The following is a 14,442-nucleotide window of genomic DNA, read 5'->3' on the forward strand; positions in this document are numbered from 1 at the left end:
CCAAAGCTGAAAAGCCCAAAAGCTCAAAAAGAGTGCGGCCCCCGGCGGCGGTGACACGGCCGTCCCCTGCCGTGTACGTCACCACCAACCCGGGGGCCCTTTCCACAACCGGCCCGTGCGCACTCATCCGCTCGAAGCGCGCGCACGGGCCGGGGTCAATTACTCGCCGGGGTGGGCGAGTTCGATGTCGTGGTCGCCGACACCTTCACCGGAGACGGTCAGGCCCGTCGCCACCGGCGGGTAGCCGGTCGCGATGACCGTGTACTCGCCGTTGTCCAGGTCGGTGAAGGCGTACGCGCCGTCCGACCCGGTGGTCGCCGTGGAGACGACGTTGCCCGCCGCGTCCACGAGCGTGACCCGCGCGTCGTTCAGCGGCCCGCCCTTGGCCCGCACGGTGCCGAGCACCTGCGAACCGGCCTTGAGCTCGACCTCGACCCGGGTGACGCCGACCGCGCCGACCTCGACGGGCAGCGCCATCGGGCGGTGCCCCGCGGCGTTCACCGCGATGGTGACCTGTCCGGGCACCAGCTCGGCGAAGGTGAACTCGCCCTGCTCACCGGTGAGCCCGGTGGCCAGGACGTCGCCGCGGACGTCGGTCACGATGACCATCGCGCCGCCGACCGGCAGCTTGCCGTCGGAGGCCCGCACCACACCGCTGAGGCCGCTCGTGCCGCTCAGCAGGATGTCGTACGCGAGGGCCTCGTCGGAGACGACGATCGTGGAGGCCTGCGGCTGGAAGCCGTCCGCCGAAGCGATCAGTACGTACGAACCGGCGCCGGGGGCGTCGACCGCGTAGGACCCGTCGCCCTGCGCGACCGCACGGCCGAGCTGGCGTCCCCCGAGGGAGATCAGCGTGACCGCGGCCCGCGGGACCGGAGCGCTCTCCGCGCCACGGACGAAGCCGTGCACCGGAGTGCCGCCGCCGGTGGTCTGCGGGGGCGCCTCACCGGTGGCCGACGAGGCCACGGCGGCGAGCTTCTGCGTGCCCTCGGGGCCCGTCTCGGTGTGGGCGCCGACGGAGGCGAGGACCGGCTGCTGGTCGGCGACCGTGGAGGCAGTGGTGGCCGCCGCCGGGGCGGTGTCCGGGGTCTCGGCCGACTCGCTGGCCTGGGCCAGCGCACCCGACGTACGCAACGGAACCTCCTTGATGAAGATCGTGATCAGGAAGGCCAGGAAGGCCAGCGGGGCGGCGATCAGGAAGACGTCGGCGATGCCGTGCCCGTAGGCGCTCTCCATGACCGTGCGGAACGGAGCCGGGAGCTTGTCCAGGTCCGGGATGGCGCCGCCACCCGTGCCGCCGTGACCCGCCTGCGCGGCCTTGGGGCCGAGGTCGGCCAGGCCGTCCTTCACGTAGTCGGTGATGCGGGTCGCCATCACGGCGCCGAGCGCCGAGACGCCGATGGCGCCACCGAGGGAACGGAAGAAGGTGACGACGGAGCTCGCGGAGCCGAGGTCCTCGGGAGCGACCTGGTTCTGCGTGGCGAGCACCAGGTTCTGCATCATCATGCCGATGCCCAGACCCATCAGGGCCATGAAGATCGCGATGTGCCAGTACTCGGTGTCGTACCGCATCGTGCCGAGCAGGCCGAGCCCCGCGGTCAGGAGCGCACCGCCGGCGACCAGCCAGACCTTCCACTTGCCGGTCTTGGTGATGATCTGGCCCGACACCGTCGAGGAGATGAACAGGCCACCGATCATCGGGATCGTCATGACGCCGGACATCGTCGGCGACTTGTCGCGCGCCAGCTGGAAGTACTGGCTGAAGAACACCGTGCCCGCGAACATGCCGACACCCACGAAGAGCGAGGCGAGCGAGGCGAGGGTGATGGTGCGGTTGCGGAAGAGGCGCAGCGGGATGATCGGCTCGCTCGCCTTGGACTCGACGAGCAGGAAGAGCAGGCCGAGGACGATCGAACCGCCGACCATGGCGCCGGTCTGCCAGGACATCCAGTCGTACTTGTCGCCCGCGAAGGTCACCCAGACCAGGAGCAGGCAGACGGCCGCCGTGATGAAGAAGGCGCCGCCCCAGTCGACCTTGACGTCCCGCTTCACGACGGGCAGCTTCAGGGTCTTCTGCAGCACGATCAGGGCGATGATCGCGAAGGGCACACCGACGTAGAAGCACCAGCGCCAGCCGAGCCACGACGTGTCGGTGATGACACCGCCGAGCAGCGGGCCGCCGACGGTGGCGACGGCGAAGGTCGCGCCGAGGTAGCCGGAGTAGCGGCCCCGCTCGCGCGGGGAGATCATCGCGGCCATCACGATCTGCGCGAGGGCGGAGAGACCGCCCACGCCGATGCCCTGCACGACACGGCAGGCGATCAGCATCTCGGCGCTCTGCGAGAGACCGGCGACGATCGAACCACCGACGTAGATGATCAGGGCTATCTGGACCAGGGCCTTCTTGCTGAAGAGGTCCGACAGCTTGCCCCACAGGGGCGTGGTCGCCGTCATCGCCAGGAGCGACGCGGTGACGACCCAGGTGTAGGCGGACTGGCCGCCGCCCAGGTCGCCGATGATTTCGGGCAGGGCGTTGGAGACGATCGTCGACGACAGGATCGCGACGAACATGCCGAGCAGCAGGCCGGAAAGGGCCTCCATGATCTGCCGGTGCGTCATCGGAGCACCGGAGTCATGAGCGGCTCCGTGCTTGGCGTGGCTGCCCCGCACACCGGATGGTGTGGTTGTTGCCATGGGCTTCCTCTTCGTTACGCGGGTGTACGGGTGGTCTCTTCGAAGGGGAGCCGGGCCGAAGCCGCACGGCAGTCCCCGAAGCTGTCGCGCAGTCGCGCGAGCAGCGTGCTGAGCTGGACGACCTCGTCGTCTGACCAGTCATGCAAGTAGTGGGTGAGCGTTTTGATCGACAGTTCGTTCAGCTCTTCGAGCTTGGTCCTGCCCTGGGGCGTGAGGCTCAGGATGCGGGAGCGCTTGTCGGCGGGGTCGGGATCCCGGCGGATCCACTCCTTCTCCGCGACATGGGCGACGTGCCGGCTGGTCACCGACATGTCGACGGCGAGCAGCTCCGCGAGCCTGCTCATCCGCATCGCGCCGTGCCGGTCGAGCAGGACGAGTACGGCGGCCGATCCACCGGGGCAGTCGTGGGGCAGGCCCCTTCCGAGGCCTCGCTTCACCGCACCGATGGCGCTGAGCTGTCGGGCCAGCTCCTCGTACTGACGCTGCGCGGCCACGGCACCTCCTATGTTGTTGCTTAGGGCAACGATAGAGACAGTTGGTTGCCGCAGGCAAACTAAAACTGGACCAACGACCTAAAGAGTGGGCAAAGGTCTGGGGCCGCGCACGTAAAGTCAGTGGTCAGCGGGGGTTGGGCCGACCCCCGATGGTTCGCTAGGGTCCTGCGCTATGGCACACAACCCCCAGGGCCCCCAGAACACCCCCGACCCCGCCGGCAGCACGCAGATGTTCCGCGCCTTCGTCGACGAGTCTCCGCAGGGCCGGGCACAGCAGCCGGCGGCGGCGCCCGCGGGCCCGCGCATCGGCCTGATCATCGGCGTCGTACTCGCGATCGTGGTGGTGGCGGGAGTGGCGTGGCTGGCCCTCAAGTAGGAGACGCCCCGGAGCGCCCCCGCAGGGGCGCTGTAGGGGCGCGGGGGGCTGCGCGCCCAGCCACATACGGCCCGCAGGCGGAAGAGGAGCTACTCCCACTTAACGGAGACGTCCCGCGTCTCCACATGCATGCCCAGCGGCACCCGCCACGGGTCCACGCAAACAGGCCAGGTCTTCGTGAGCCGCTGACCGGCGTCCAGCGCGGGGAGCTTCTCCGTGGAATCAAGCGTGGCCCAATCCACGCCGAGGGCCCCGATCACATGCGTACCGAAGGTGACCGTGCCCGACCGCACCGGCGATCCGCCGGTGTTCTTGAAGGAGACGGTCACTTTCTCGCACCAGCGGTCGTCGGCGGGCTTCCGCTGCGGTTCGCCGACGCTGAGCTTCGCGGGGCCGGTGGGCGGGGCGCTGGAGCTCCCGCCGGGAGCGGAGGGCGTGCCTTCCGGGCTTCCACCCGAACTTCCACCCGAACTTCCCTCCGTGCGACCGGGCTTGGCGCCATCGGTCGAGGAGTCACCGCCGCTCGGGGTGTCTGCTGATCCCGAACCGGCCTTCCCGTCAGGGGACTTGCCGTCCGAGGCGTCAGAGCCGGGCTCCGACGGCTCGGAGCCGCTTGCCTCGCCCTCGGTGCCGCTCTTGCCACCGGGTGACTTCTCATCCCTGTCCAGCGGTACGAGCTCCACGTCCCCGGTCGGGGCCACGCCGGCGCCAGGAGTCCGCTGAGGCCCCGCGGCAGCCGGCCCCGTGGCCACATAGCCGTCGCCGTCCCCGCTGCCGCAGGCGGCAAGGAGCCCGCCCAGGCACAGGGCAGCCGTAGACGCACCCAGTACGTTCCGTATGCCACGTCGCATCGCGCCAGTGTGTCTGACGGGCCGTCAATTAGGAACCCCGTCAGCAACTCCTGTCCCCCTGCGGCGTGTTGAGCCACAGGGGGAGTGCGATCAGTCGGCGATGAGCCCTTCCCGCAGCTGCGAGAGCGTGCGCGTGAGCAGGCGCGAGACGTGCATCTGCGAGATGCCGACCTCCTCGCCGATCTGCGACTGCGTCATGTTCGCGAAGAAGCGCAGCATGATGATGCGGCGCTCGCGCGGCGGGAGCTTGGCGAGCAGCGGCTTGAGCGACTCGCGGTACTCGACGCCCTCCAGGGCGCTGTCCTCGTACCCCAGACGGTCCGCGAGGGAGCCCTCGCCGCCGTCGTCCTCCAGGGCGGGCGAGTCGAGCGAGGAGGCCGTGTACGCGTTCCCGACGGCCAGGCCGTCGACCACGTCCTCCTCGGACACCCCGAGCGCCTTGGCGAGTTCGGGCACGGTCGGCGAGCGGTCCAGCTTCTGGGCCAGCTCGTCGCTCGTCTTCGTCAGCGCGAGCCGCAGCTCCTGAAGGCGGCGCGGCACGCGCACCGACCAACTCGTGTCGCGGAAGAAGCGCTTGATCTCACCGACGACCGTCGGCATCGCGAACGTCGGGAATTCCACGCCCCGTTCGCAGTCGAAGCGGTCGATCGCCTTGATCAGGCCGATCGTGCCGACCTGGACGATGTCCTCCATCGGTTCGTTGCGGCTGCGGAAGCGGGCCGCCGCATACCGGACGAGAGGGAGATTGAGCTCGATCAGCGTGTCCCTTACGTAGACACGCTCCGGGCTGTCCTTGTCGAGTGCGGCGAGCCGCAGGAACAGGGAGCGGGACAGGGTGCGGGTGTCGATGGCGCCGGGAGCTCCGGTCACAACTGAACTCACAAGCGCGTCGGGCGCCGGTTCGCTCTTCGTGAGCGTGAGCACCTTCGAGCTGCCCTGGTCTGCGGACATGCCACCCCCTTGAGGTCGCGGACGGTCACGGCGGGCGCTCCCGTCGGAGGAACGCAGCCTCCACCTGAATACCGGACGTGGGGCTGCGGCAAACGCGGTTCCAGCAGAATGTCACATGTCGGCAACACGCTGTAGTTACATGTCGACAAAGAAGGGTGACATCGATGCAGGAAAGAGGGGGTCTGAGGCATTTCTGCTCGGGGGAACGTCGGGAACCGCCGCGAGAGCAGTCCACTCGTTACGGTTACGCCTCGATACGATTTGCGGATCGAAGTCGCGCGAAGCTTCTGGCCAGCAGTCTTGACACATGCATCTGAGAAACGCCCAATTCGGCGCTGATCTGTGATTGCGTCAGATTGCTGTAGTAGCGCAGAAGCAGGATGCGCTGTTCGCGCTCGGGCAGTTGGACCAGGAGATGGCGGACGAGGTCGCGGTGCTCGACACCGTCGAGCGCGGGGTCCTCATAGCCGAGCCGGTCGAGCAGGCCGGGCAGACCGTCGCCCTCCTGGGCCGCCTCCAACGACGTTGCGTGGTACGAGCGTCCGGCCTCGATGCAGGCCAGGACCTCCTCCTCGGTGATGCGCAGGCGTTCGGCGATCTCCGCGGTCGTGGGCGAGCGCCCGAACGCCGTGGTGAGGTCCTCGGTCGCCCCGGTCACCTGCACCCACAGCTCGTGAAGACGGCGCGGCACATGGACCGTTCGTACGTTGTCGCGGAAGTACCGCTTGATCTCGCCGACGACGGTGGGCATCGCGAAGGTCGGGAACTGCACGCCGCGGTCGGGGTCGAAGCGGTCGATGGCGTTGATCAGGCCGATCGTGCCGACCTGGACGACGTCCTCCATCGGCTCGTTGCGACTGCGGAAGCGGGCGGCGGCGTACCGCACGAGGGGCAGGTTGGCCTCGATGAGCGCGCCGCGGACGCGGCCGTGCTCGGGGCTGCCCGGCTCGAGCTCCTTGAGCTCGCCGAAGAGCACCTGCGTCAGGGCCCGGGTGTCGGCGCCCCTGCTGCCGGGAGTGGACCGGGCGCTCTGCGCACCCTGCCCGCCCTGCGCGTCGTGCACGTCCTGGAGGCCCGGGGCGCCCTGGGTGCCCGGGGTGCTCGGTGCTTCGGGGCTGCTCGCTTGCGGGGTCACGGGTGGTGCTTCGGGCGCAGTACTGGCCGGCACGGTCAACGCCACCCCTTCTCGGTCAAGCTCAGTCAAGTCCTGTCGAGCTCAGTCAAGGTCAGCCGACCCTGGTCAACTCATCCGTCAAAAGCGGTCATAGCATCACAAGACATGTGCACTGTGTGCAAGCACCCGATAACTACGTGTTGAGGGGCAAGTTGGGGCATGAGACGCAGAAAAGCCCCTCACCGTTCCGGTGAGGGGCCCGCTTGGCGCAGGGCTGCTGAGCCGGCCGGCTCAGAACTCGTAGTCCGCGATCACCCACGTGGCGAACTCCCGCCACAGTGCCACGCCCGCCTGGTGAGCGGGGTGCTCGATGTAGCGCTTCAGCGCATCGGTGTCCTCGACCGCCGAGTTGATGGCGAAGTCGTACGCGATGGGCCGGTCGGTGATGTTCCAGTCGCACTCCCAGAACGAGAGCTCCGGGATCTGCTCGCCGAGCGCGCGGAAGGCCTTGACTCCCTCGACGACGCGCGGCTCGTCGCGCTCCACACCGTCGTTGAGCTTGAAGAGGACCAGATGGCGGATCATGCGCACTCCTGGGAAACGGGGAGAGGGGGGAGAAGGCGGCGGAATGAACCGCTCAGTCCTTGCCTCCGTTGGCGACCCACGTCATGAAGTCGCCGATGCTCCGAGCGGCGTCCGAAACCGCCTCGAAGCCTATCTGCACATAGTCCGCGGCCTTGGCCGGGTCAGTGATGATCACGTAGAGCATGAAGACGACGAGCGTGAAGAGCCCGATCTTTTTCCACTGCACCGCCACGCTCCCGGCCTCCCCTTACCTGCTGCGCTCTGTGACCCCTGTGACGGGCGTGAGTCTAACCCGGCCCGTCCTCACGGGGTCTTTAAGGACCAACGGCCCGGCAGCAGAGGCCCTTTGCCGGGCCGCTCCCGGTTGCGCGAGGCGCAGGATTGGTGATGTGCCCCAGCGGATCTGGCAGGAATCCGCGGGCACGGGACTGGCCCCACTGCGGGGTCACGCGCCGTCTGCTTCCCCCGAACGACGGCGCCGGCTTGAGGGTTCCAGTCCTCATCGGGGGAAGCGGCTTGTCCCCCCGATGCCGCTTCCCCCGTCCAACGCGGGTCAGAGCCCCGGCGCCTTCGCGGCGCCGGGGCTCTCGCGTGTGCGGGGGGCCGACCTGTCCCGGGAACGACGAAGGCCCCGTCCTCGCGGACGGGGCCTTCGTATCAAGAGCGGTAGCGGTGGGATTTGAACCCACGGTGAGTTTCCCCACACTCGCTTTCGAGGCGAGCTCCTTCGGCCGCTCGGACACGCTACCGAGAGGAACTCTAGCCCAAAGTGGGCCGTGGTCCGAAATCCGTTTGGCCGATGCCGCTCAGCGCCCGCGGAAGAAGCGCGTGAGCAGCCCCGCGGCCTCCTGCGCGAGGACGCCCTCGATCACCTCGGGGCGGTGGTTCAGCCTTCTGTCGCGTACGACGTCCCAGACCGAGCCCGCGGCGCCCGCCTTCTCGTCACGCGCTCCGTAGACGACCCGGTCGACGCGGGACTGGACCAGGGCGCCCGCGCACATCGTGCACGGCTCCAGGGTCACCACCAGCGTGCAGCCGGACAGGCGCCACTCGCCGAGCGCGGCGGCGGCCCGGCGCAGGGCGAGCACCTCCGCGTGCGCCGTCGGGTCGCCGGTCGCCTCACGTTCGTTGTGGCCCGCCGCGAGCACCGTCGTGCCGTCCGGGGACAGCACGACGGCGCCGACGGGCACATCGCCGCCCCGGACGGCCAGTTCGGCCTCGGCCAGGGCGAGCCGCATGGGCGCCCGCCAGCGGTCGCGTACGGGATCTGCTTCTCGGTCGGTTTCCCGGCCGGTTTCCCGGTCGGGATCGGGTGGGGTGATGTGGTCGTTCCGGTCGGTCACACCCGGAACCTAGCGGACCGCCTCGAGCACCTCCGCCGCCCCGAGGATCTCGGCGATGTCGCTGAGCGCGTCACCGGGCTCAAGGCCGAGCAGCTCCTTCTCGGGCACGCCGAGGTCGGTCAGGAGCTCCAGGTCGCCGAGGGGCCCGTCGGGCACCGCGTCGCCCGGGGCTTCCCCCGTGTCATCGTCGTCGGCGGCGGAATCGGGGGCGGCGTCGGACTCGGCGGGTTCGCCGTCCTCCGTGCCGTCCAGGTCGAGGGCGTCCAGGTCGACACCCGGGTCGTCGGTACCCGGCTCACGGCCGAGCATCTCGTCGGTGAGCAGGATCTCGCCGTACGAACTCTTGGCGGCCGCGGCCGCGTCCGAGACGTAGATACGAGGGTCCTCCTCACCGTCGACGCGGACGACGCCGAACCAGGCGCCCTCCTGTTCGATGAAGACGAGGACGGTGTCGTCCTCAGCGCTGCCGGCCGTGGCCTCGCGGGCCAGGTCGGTCAGATCCGACAGGGTCTCCACATCGTCGAGCTCCGTGTCGCTCGCTTCCCACCCGTCTTCGGTGCGCGCGAGCAGTGCGGCGAAGTACACCGTGACTCTCCCACTGGTCATAGACAGTGCCGGTTGACGGTCTGGGTGTCCCCCCGGCGAGTTCGGGGAGCGGGGGAGTTGCTGTTCCAAGCCCCGCCCACTCGGAATCGTGGCAGAAACCACGGCCCGAGGAGAGGTCTTCCGCGCGCTGTGTTCCGCGTCGCGTTTCCCGGACGGCTGTCCGACGCCTGCGTGAGGGGCGGCCAAGGCGTGGCGGCTACCAGCGGAACGTGCGCATGCGCATCTGCTGACGCATCCGTGCCGCCCGGGCGCGGCGCGGCTTCACACGGTCGCGGAGCTCGATGGCCTCGGCCCGCTCGTGCAGGAACTGGGCACGGCGGCGCCGGCGCTCGGCTTCGGTCTCGCGGTCCGGCTCTCGGCCGCCGGGCTCTCTGTCCGGCATGGGCAACACCACCCCAGGTCGTACGTCCACTTTCCCCCGTACGGCGGGTTTGATGCCAGCGCGAGGTGTTCTCAGGGGTTCGGAGCGGGGTACGGCCGACTGCCGCGGGGGAGCCTCGGCGGTCCCGGGAGCGGTCGGGGGGCTCAGGGCGCGGTTACTGTTGACGGCATGCGGATTCACGTCGTCGATCACCCACTGGTGGCGCACAAACTCACCACGCTGCGCGACAAGCGCACCGACTCCCCCACCTTCCGGCGCCTCGCCGACGAGCTGGTCACCCTGCTCGCGTACGAGGCCACCCGGGACGTGCGCACCGAGCAGGTCGACATCGAGACCCCGGTCACCCCGACCACCGGCGTCAAGCTGTCCTACCCGCGCCCCCTGGTCGTACCGATCCTGCGCGCCGGGCTCGGCATGCTGGACGGCATGGTGCGGCTCCTGCCGACCGCCGAGGTGGGCTTCCTCGGGATGATCCGCGACGAGGAGACCCTCCAGGCGTCGACGTACGCGACCCGCATGCCGGAGGACCTCTCCGGGCGCCAGGTGTACGTCCTGGACCCGATGCTGGCCACCGGCGGCACGCTCGTCGCGGCCATCCAGGAGCTGATCAAGCGCGGCGCGGACGACGTCACCGCCGTGGTGCTGCTCGCCGCCCCCGAGGGCGTCGAGGTCATGGAGCGCGAGCTGGCGGGCACGCCGGTGACGGTCGTGACGGCGTCGGTCGACGAGCGCCTCAACGAGAACGGCTACATCGTGCCGGGCCTCGGCGACGCCGGTGACCGGATGTACGGGACCGCGGAGTAGCGCTCAGCAGTCCTTCTTGCCGCTGGACGGCGAGGACGTCGGCTTGGGCTCGGCGAGTACCGCCAGGGCCTTGTCGGCGTCCTCTTTCTTTGCCAGATCCTTGAACTTCGCGCCCAGGATGAGGTCGACCTCGCCGCCCTTGCGGGCGTCCGTGCGGCTCTCGGTGCCCGCGAGCTGCGTGCCGAGCACCGGCAGGGCGGTGTCCGTGGCGGTCTTGGCGCCGAGCAGTATCCCGGTGCCCTTGACCTTCTTGTCGTACGCCTTCGGGGCGTTGTCCACCTTGCCGACGGTGAAGCCGCGCTTCTTGAGCTCGGCCGCCACGTCCTTGGCGAGGCCGCCGCGGGGCGTCGCGTTGAAGACGTTGACCTTGACCTGGCCCGGTTTGGGCAGGGCCTTGGGGGCGGTCGGCTCGGCCGAGGGATCCGGCTTGGCGGCGCAGTCGCTGCGCGAGCTCGCCGCCGTGGCCTTGCTGCCGCCGGTGAAGACGTCGATGAGCTGCAGTGTTCCCCAGCCGATCAGGCCCACCGCGACGACGGACGCGACCACCGCGAGCACGATCCTGCGGCGGCCACGGGGTCGGCGCATACGCGGATATTTGGCCCCCGTGATGCGGTACTTGCCGCCCATGCCGGGGGGAGTGAGCATGCTCATGGGCGCAGCGTAGTGCGACGACGCCGTGATGCCTACTAAATGATCATTGACTTGGGCTCAGTCCAACCCGAAAGGGTCAATGAGGGCGTGGGTGTCCCCTGTCGCGGCTGTTTGCCGGGTTCAGCCCAGTTCGAGGACGCGGGCGTGCAGCACCTGGCGCTGCTGGAGCGCGGCGCGGACCGCGCGGTGCAGTCCGTCTTCCAGGTAGAGGTCGCCCTGCCACTTCACCACGTGCGCGAAAAGGTCGCCGTAGAACGTGGAGTCCTCCGCGAGGAGCGTCTCCAGGTCCAGCTGGCCCTTGGTCGTCACGAGCTGATCGAGGCGGACCGGGCGCGGCGCGACGTCCGCCCACTGCCGGGTGCTTTCCCGGCCGTGGTCGGGGTACGGCCGGCCGTTTCCGATGCGCTTGAAGATCACACGGAAAGCCTACCGGGCAAGGCTCTCCGGGCGCAGCCATGGAGACGGAGTGCGACTCTGGGAAATGACGCCGGAAATCGGGGCAAAACGGGAACACTCAAGCCGGGAACAGGGGCAGAAGTGAGCGACAGCCAGCCGATGCCGTCCACGACGGGGCGTGCGAACCCCTCTAACGAGTCTTCGCCGGTCGCGGGGGTGACGAGCGGAGTCGAGGGTTCCGGCGGGGTTTCCGGTGGGGTTTCTGGTGGGGTGGCCGCTGAGGTCGTCAGCGGGGGTGCCGCTCTGCCGCAGGAAGCCATGGAGATCGTCTCCGGGTACGCCTTCAGCGGGCCCGCGCTGGATCTCGGCGCGCTCCTGTGGGACGGGCGGTGTCTGCCCGACGCCCAGATCCGCATCCCGCTGGCCATGCTCAACCGGCACGGGCTCGTCGCGGGGGCGACCGGCACCGGAAAGACGAAGACCCTCCAGCTCATCGCCGAGCAGCTGGCCGCGCAGGGAGTGCCGGTGTTCCTCGCCGACGTCAAGGGAGACGTCTCCGGGATCTCGCTCCCCGGGGAGAGCGGCGAGAAGGTCGCCGAGCGGGCGCGGGAGGTCGGGCAGACGTGGGAGGCGACGGGCTTCCCCAGTGAGTTCTACGCACTGGGCGGGATCGGTACCGGGATTCCGGTGCGGGCCACGATCACGAGCTTCGGCCCCGTGCTGCTCTCGAAGGTGCTTCAGCTGAACCAGACGCAGGAGCAGTCGCTCGGGCTGATCTTTCATTACGCGGACCAAAAAGGGCTTGAACTGGTCGATCTGAAGGACCTGCGGGCCGTGGTGACGTTCCTGACGTCGGACGAGGGCAAGTCCGAGCTCAAGGGGATCGGTGGTCTGTCCACGGTCACCGCGGGCGTCATCCTGCGGGCGCTCACCGCCTTCGAGGCGCAGGGCATGGGCGACTTCTTCGGGGAGCCGGAGTTCGACACGAGCGAGTTCCTGCGGGCGGCGCCGGACGGGCGTGGGCTCGTGTCGGTGCTCGAACTGCCCGCCGTGCAGGACAAGCCGCAGCTCTTCTCGACGTTCCTGATGTGGCTCCTGGCGGATCTCTACAACGACCTGCCCGAGGTGGGCGACGTGGAGAAGCCGAAGCTCGTCTTCTTCTTCGACGAGGCGCATCTGCTCTTCAACGGGGCGTCGAAGGCGTTCCTTGAGGCGATCACGCAGACCGTGCGGCTCATCCGGTCGAAGGGGGTCGGCGTCTTCTTCGTGACGCAGACGCCGAAGGACGTGCCCGGCGATGTCCTCGCCCAGCTGGGCAACCGGGTCCAGCACGCGTTGCGGGCGTTCACGCCGGACGACCAGAAGGCGCTGAAGGCGACGGTCAGGACGTTCCCGAACTCGGCGTACGACCTGGAGGAGACGCTGACCGCGATCGGCACGGGCGAGGCGGTGATCACGGTCCTGAGCGAGAAGGGCGCGCCTACGCCGGTGGCGGTGACGCGGTTGCGGGCGCCGGAGTCGTTGATGAGGCCGGTGGAGGCGGGGGCGCTGGAGGGGGCGGTGAAGGGGTCGTTGTTGTACGGGCGGTACGCGGAGGCGGTGGATCGGGAGTCGGCCTACGAGAAGTTGACTGCGCGTCAGGCGGAGGCGGAGGCGGCCTCGGCTGCCGCCGAGGCGGAGAAGTCCGCGGAGCGGGGCAAGGGGCAGGGAGCTGGTTCCGGTTCCGGTTCCGGTTCGGGCTCTGGTTCTGGTTCTGGATCGGGCTCTGGTTCTGTCGTTGATCAGGTCGTGGGGAGCGGGATCTTCAAGTCGCTTGCGCGGTCGTTGGGGACGCAGATCGGGCGGGAGATCTCGCGGTCGGTGTTCGGAACGGCTCGGCGCAGACGCTGAGGCCTGGTGGGGACGTCTGGCGTCGGCGTCTGCGTCTGCGTCTGCGCCGAGTGGGGTCAGCGGCCGTTCTGCTCGGCGCTGTGCTTCTTCTCGTCGTGGTCCTCGTCGTCTTCTGTCTGTGACGGGGCCGGGGCGGTGGCCTCGGGGCCGGGAGCGTTGCGTACGGCTTCGGCGCGGAGGAGGGCGTGCAGGGCCGCGTACGGGTCGATGGGCATGGGTGTCTGTCCTTCGTCGGTTCGATGCTGCTGGTGGGGGGGGTGGTCAGTCCGGGGCGGGGACTGTCAGCAGCGGAGGACGACGGAGCGTGGGGCGGGGACGTGGATGCGGCCGCGGGTGGGGAGGGGGCGGCTTCGGCGGGGTTCGCGGGGGCGGGCGGCTGCGGTGGTGGTGACGGGGACGCGGCGCTTTGTGCTGACGCGGAGTGCGCTGTCGGAGGTGTCCTGGTGGGCCTCGCCGGTGGGCTCGGTGGAGACGGCCGCGGGTGGGGAGGGGGCGGCTTCGGTGGGGGCCGCGGGGGCGAGGACGGCACCCAGGAGGGCCAGCAGGATGAGGGCAGCGCGGAGCCACGCGGGGCGGGGTGACGCGGCGCGGCTCATGAGGGGTCATGTCCCCCGGCTGAACCCCGTTGGCATGGCCCGACGCCGAGATCCGCCCTCTTGGGCTACGACCACTGCGGGCGGCTGACGCCGGGTCTGGGCGGTGCGGGTCTGTCTTGGGGGCGGGGCGGGGCGGGGCGGGCTGCTGGTGCGTGGGGGCGCTGCGGTGCGGGTCCGTCTGTGGGTGCGGGGCCGCGCCGGTATGTCCGTCCTCGCTATCGTCCGGTGGTCGCGGGGTTGCTTCGGTGCTGGAGTGCGGGGAACCGTGCTCCGGGCGGACATACCGGCACGTCCCCTTGCGTGCGTTCCCGGCTGCGGGTGCATTCGTGTTGCGGGGCTGGTGCGTCTGTGGGTGCGGGGCCGCGCCGGTATGTCCGTCCTCGCTATCGTCCGGTGGCCGTGTAGCTGCTTCGCTGCTGGAGTGCGGGGAACCGTGCTCCGGGCGGACATACCGGCCCGTCCCCTCGCGAGCGTTCCCGGCTGCGGGTGCGTGGGGGCCGACCTCCCTGGCTGCTGAGGGGAGGCGTCTCTGACGTCGCTCCCCACCCACCCCCGTCTCTGTCGTTCACCCACCCGCCCACCACGTGGACCTCTCCACCCACCCCCGTCTCTGTCGTTCACCCACCCGCCCACCACGTGGACCTCTCCACTTCGGGCAGGGGTGGATGCGGGGTGATCGGGCGGGTGGGTGGGAGAGGCTTGTTCGGTC

Annotated in this window: 17 protein-coding genes and 1 tRNA gene; 3 read left to right on the top strand and 15 right to left on the bottom strand. The window is 69.7% G+C overall.

The features are described 5' to 3' along the window. Positions 1-159: 159 nt before the first annotated feature. A complete protein-coding gene (locus tag M4V62_RS22270; RefSeq protein WP_486388576.1) occupies positions 160-2,619 on the bottom strand; it encodes an MFS transporter in 2,460 nt (819 codons plus the stop codon). Between the two features lie 89 nt (positions 2,620-2,708). Further along, entirely contained in the window at positions 2,709-3,188 is a 480-nt protein-coding gene (locus M4V62_RS22275; protein WP_249589005.1) for a MarR family winged helix-turn-helix transcriptional regulator, read from the bottom strand. Between the two features lie 172 nt (positions 3,189-3,360). On the opposite strand from M4V62_RS22275, the gene M4V62_RS22280 reads away from it, so the two are divergent. Beyond that, the gene (locus tag M4V62_RS22280) at positions 3,361-3,564 is read left to right on the top strand and encodes a hypothetical protein (RefSeq protein ID WP_249589006.1); all 204 of its coding nucleotides are present in this window, start codon (positions 3,361-3,363) and stop codon (positions 3,562-3,564) included. An 89-nt stretch (positions 3,565-3,653) separates the two neighbouring features. Here the strand turns inward: M4V62_RS22280 and M4V62_RS22285 are convergent, their stop codons facing one another. The 9 genes from M4V62_RS22285 to M4V62_RS22325 form a co-directional block, all read right to left on the bottom strand. Beyond that, positions 3,654-4,415: a hypothetical protein gene (locus M4V62_RS22285; RefSeq protein ID WP_249589007.1), complete on the bottom strand. Its 762-nt coding sequence runs from the start codon at positions 4,413-4,415 to the stop codon at positions 3,654-3,656. 90 nt (positions 4,416-4,505) lie between these two features. Further along, positions 4,506-5,366, bottom strand: coding sequence for an RNA polymerase sigma factor SigF (locus M4V62_RS22290; protein ID WP_249589008.1), 861 nt, complete (start codon positions 5,364-5,366; stop codon positions 4,506-4,508). A 244-nt stretch (positions 5,367-5,610) separates the two neighbouring features. Beyond that, positions 5,611-6,534 (bottom strand): RNA polymerase sigma factor SigF, encoded by a 924-nt coding sequence (locus M4V62_RS22295; RefSeq protein ID WP_425575112.1) that lies wholly within the window; start codon positions 6,532-6,534, stop codon positions 5,611-5,613. Between the two features lie 237 nt (positions 6,535-6,771). Continuing rightward, complete coding sequence (locus tag M4V62_RS22300; RefSeq protein ID WP_249589009.1) at positions 6,772-7,065, bottom strand: Dabb family protein; 294 nt, start codon at positions 7,063-7,065, stop codon at positions 6,772-6,774. Positions 7,066-7,117: 52 nt separating this feature from the next. Next, positions 7,118-7,297 (bottom strand): hypothetical protein, encoded by a 180-nt coding sequence (locus M4V62_RS22305; protein ID WP_249589010.1) that lies wholly within the window; start codon positions 7,295-7,297, stop codon positions 7,118-7,120. A gap of 432 nt (positions 7,298-7,729) precedes the next feature. Next, positions 7,730-7,814 (bottom strand) — tRNA-Ser (locus M4V62_RS22310). A 57-nt stretch (positions 7,815-7,871) separates the two neighbouring features. Beyond that, positions 7,872-8,303 carry a tRNA adenosine(34) deaminase TadA gene (gene tadA, locus M4V62_RS22315; RefSeq protein WP_249592936.1) on the bottom strand — a complete coding sequence of 144 codons (432 nt, stop codon included), beginning with the start codon at positions 8,301-8,303 and terminating at the stop codon, positions 7,872-7,874. Positions 8,304-8,417: 114 nt separating this feature from the next. Continuing rightward, positions 8,418-9,014: a tRNA adenosine deaminase-associated protein gene (locus M4V62_RS22320; RefSeq protein ID WP_249589011.1), complete on the bottom strand. Its 597-nt coding sequence runs from the start codon at positions 9,012-9,014 to the stop codon at positions 8,418-8,420. A gap of 196 nt (positions 9,015-9,210) precedes the next feature. Next, on the bottom strand, positions 9,211-9,396 hold the full coding sequence (locus tag M4V62_RS22325; RefSeq protein ID WP_160505980.1) for a hypothetical protein: 186 nt from the start codon (positions 9,394-9,396) through the stop codon (positions 9,211-9,213). A gap of 168 nt (positions 9,397-9,564) precedes the next feature. On the opposite strand from M4V62_RS22325, the gene upp reads away from it, so the two are divergent. Then, positions 9,565-10,200 (top strand): uracil phosphoribosyltransferase, encoded by a 636-nt coding sequence (gene upp, locus M4V62_RS22330; protein ID WP_135331553.1) that lies wholly within the window; start codon positions 9,565-9,567, stop codon positions 10,198-10,200. 3 nt (positions 10,201-10,203) lie between these two features. On the opposite strand, the gene M4V62_RS22335 is transcribed toward upp, so the two are convergent. After that, complete coding sequence (locus M4V62_RS22335) at positions 10,204-10,851, bottom strand: LytR C-terminal domain-containing protein (RefSeq protein ID WP_249589012.1); 648 nt, start codon at positions 10,849-10,851, stop codon at positions 10,204-10,206. Between the two features lie 120 nt (positions 10,852-10,971). After that, a complete protein-coding gene (locus M4V62_RS22340) occupies positions 10,972-11,268 on the bottom strand; it encodes a type II toxin-antitoxin system VapB family antitoxin (RefSeq protein WP_003955420.1) in 297 nt (98 codons plus the stop codon). Positions 11,269-11,565: 297 nt separating this feature from the next. Between M4V62_RS22340 and M4V62_RS22345 the strand changes: the two genes are divergently transcribed. Then, on the top strand, positions 11,566-13,137 hold the full coding sequence (locus M4V62_RS22345; protein ID WP_249592937.1) for a helicase HerA-like domain-containing protein: 1,572 nt from the start codon (positions 11,566-11,568) through the stop codon (positions 13,135-13,137). Positions 13,138-13,193: 56 nt separating this feature from the next. On the opposite strand, the gene M4V62_RS22350 is transcribed toward M4V62_RS22345, so the two are convergent. Together M4V62_RS22350 and M4V62_RS22355 are read right to left on the bottom strand one after the other, a co-directional pair. Next, positions 13,194-13,352, bottom strand: coding sequence for a hypothetical protein (locus M4V62_RS22350; protein ID WP_249589013.1), 159 nt, complete (start codon positions 13,350-13,352; stop codon positions 13,194-13,196). Between the two features lie 66 nt (positions 13,353-13,418). Beyond that, positions 13,419-13,733, bottom strand: coding sequence for a hypothetical protein (locus M4V62_RS22355; protein ID WP_249589014.1), 315 nt, complete (start codon positions 13,731-13,733; stop codon positions 13,419-13,421). Positions 13,734-14,442 lie beyond the last annotated feature (709 nt).

Origin of the sequence: Streptomyces durmitorensis, assembly GCF_023498005.1 — a bacterium.
Taxonomy (GTDB): domain Bacteria; phylum Actinomycetota; class Actinomycetes; order Streptomycetales; family Streptomycetaceae; genus Streptomyces; species Streptomyces durmitorensis.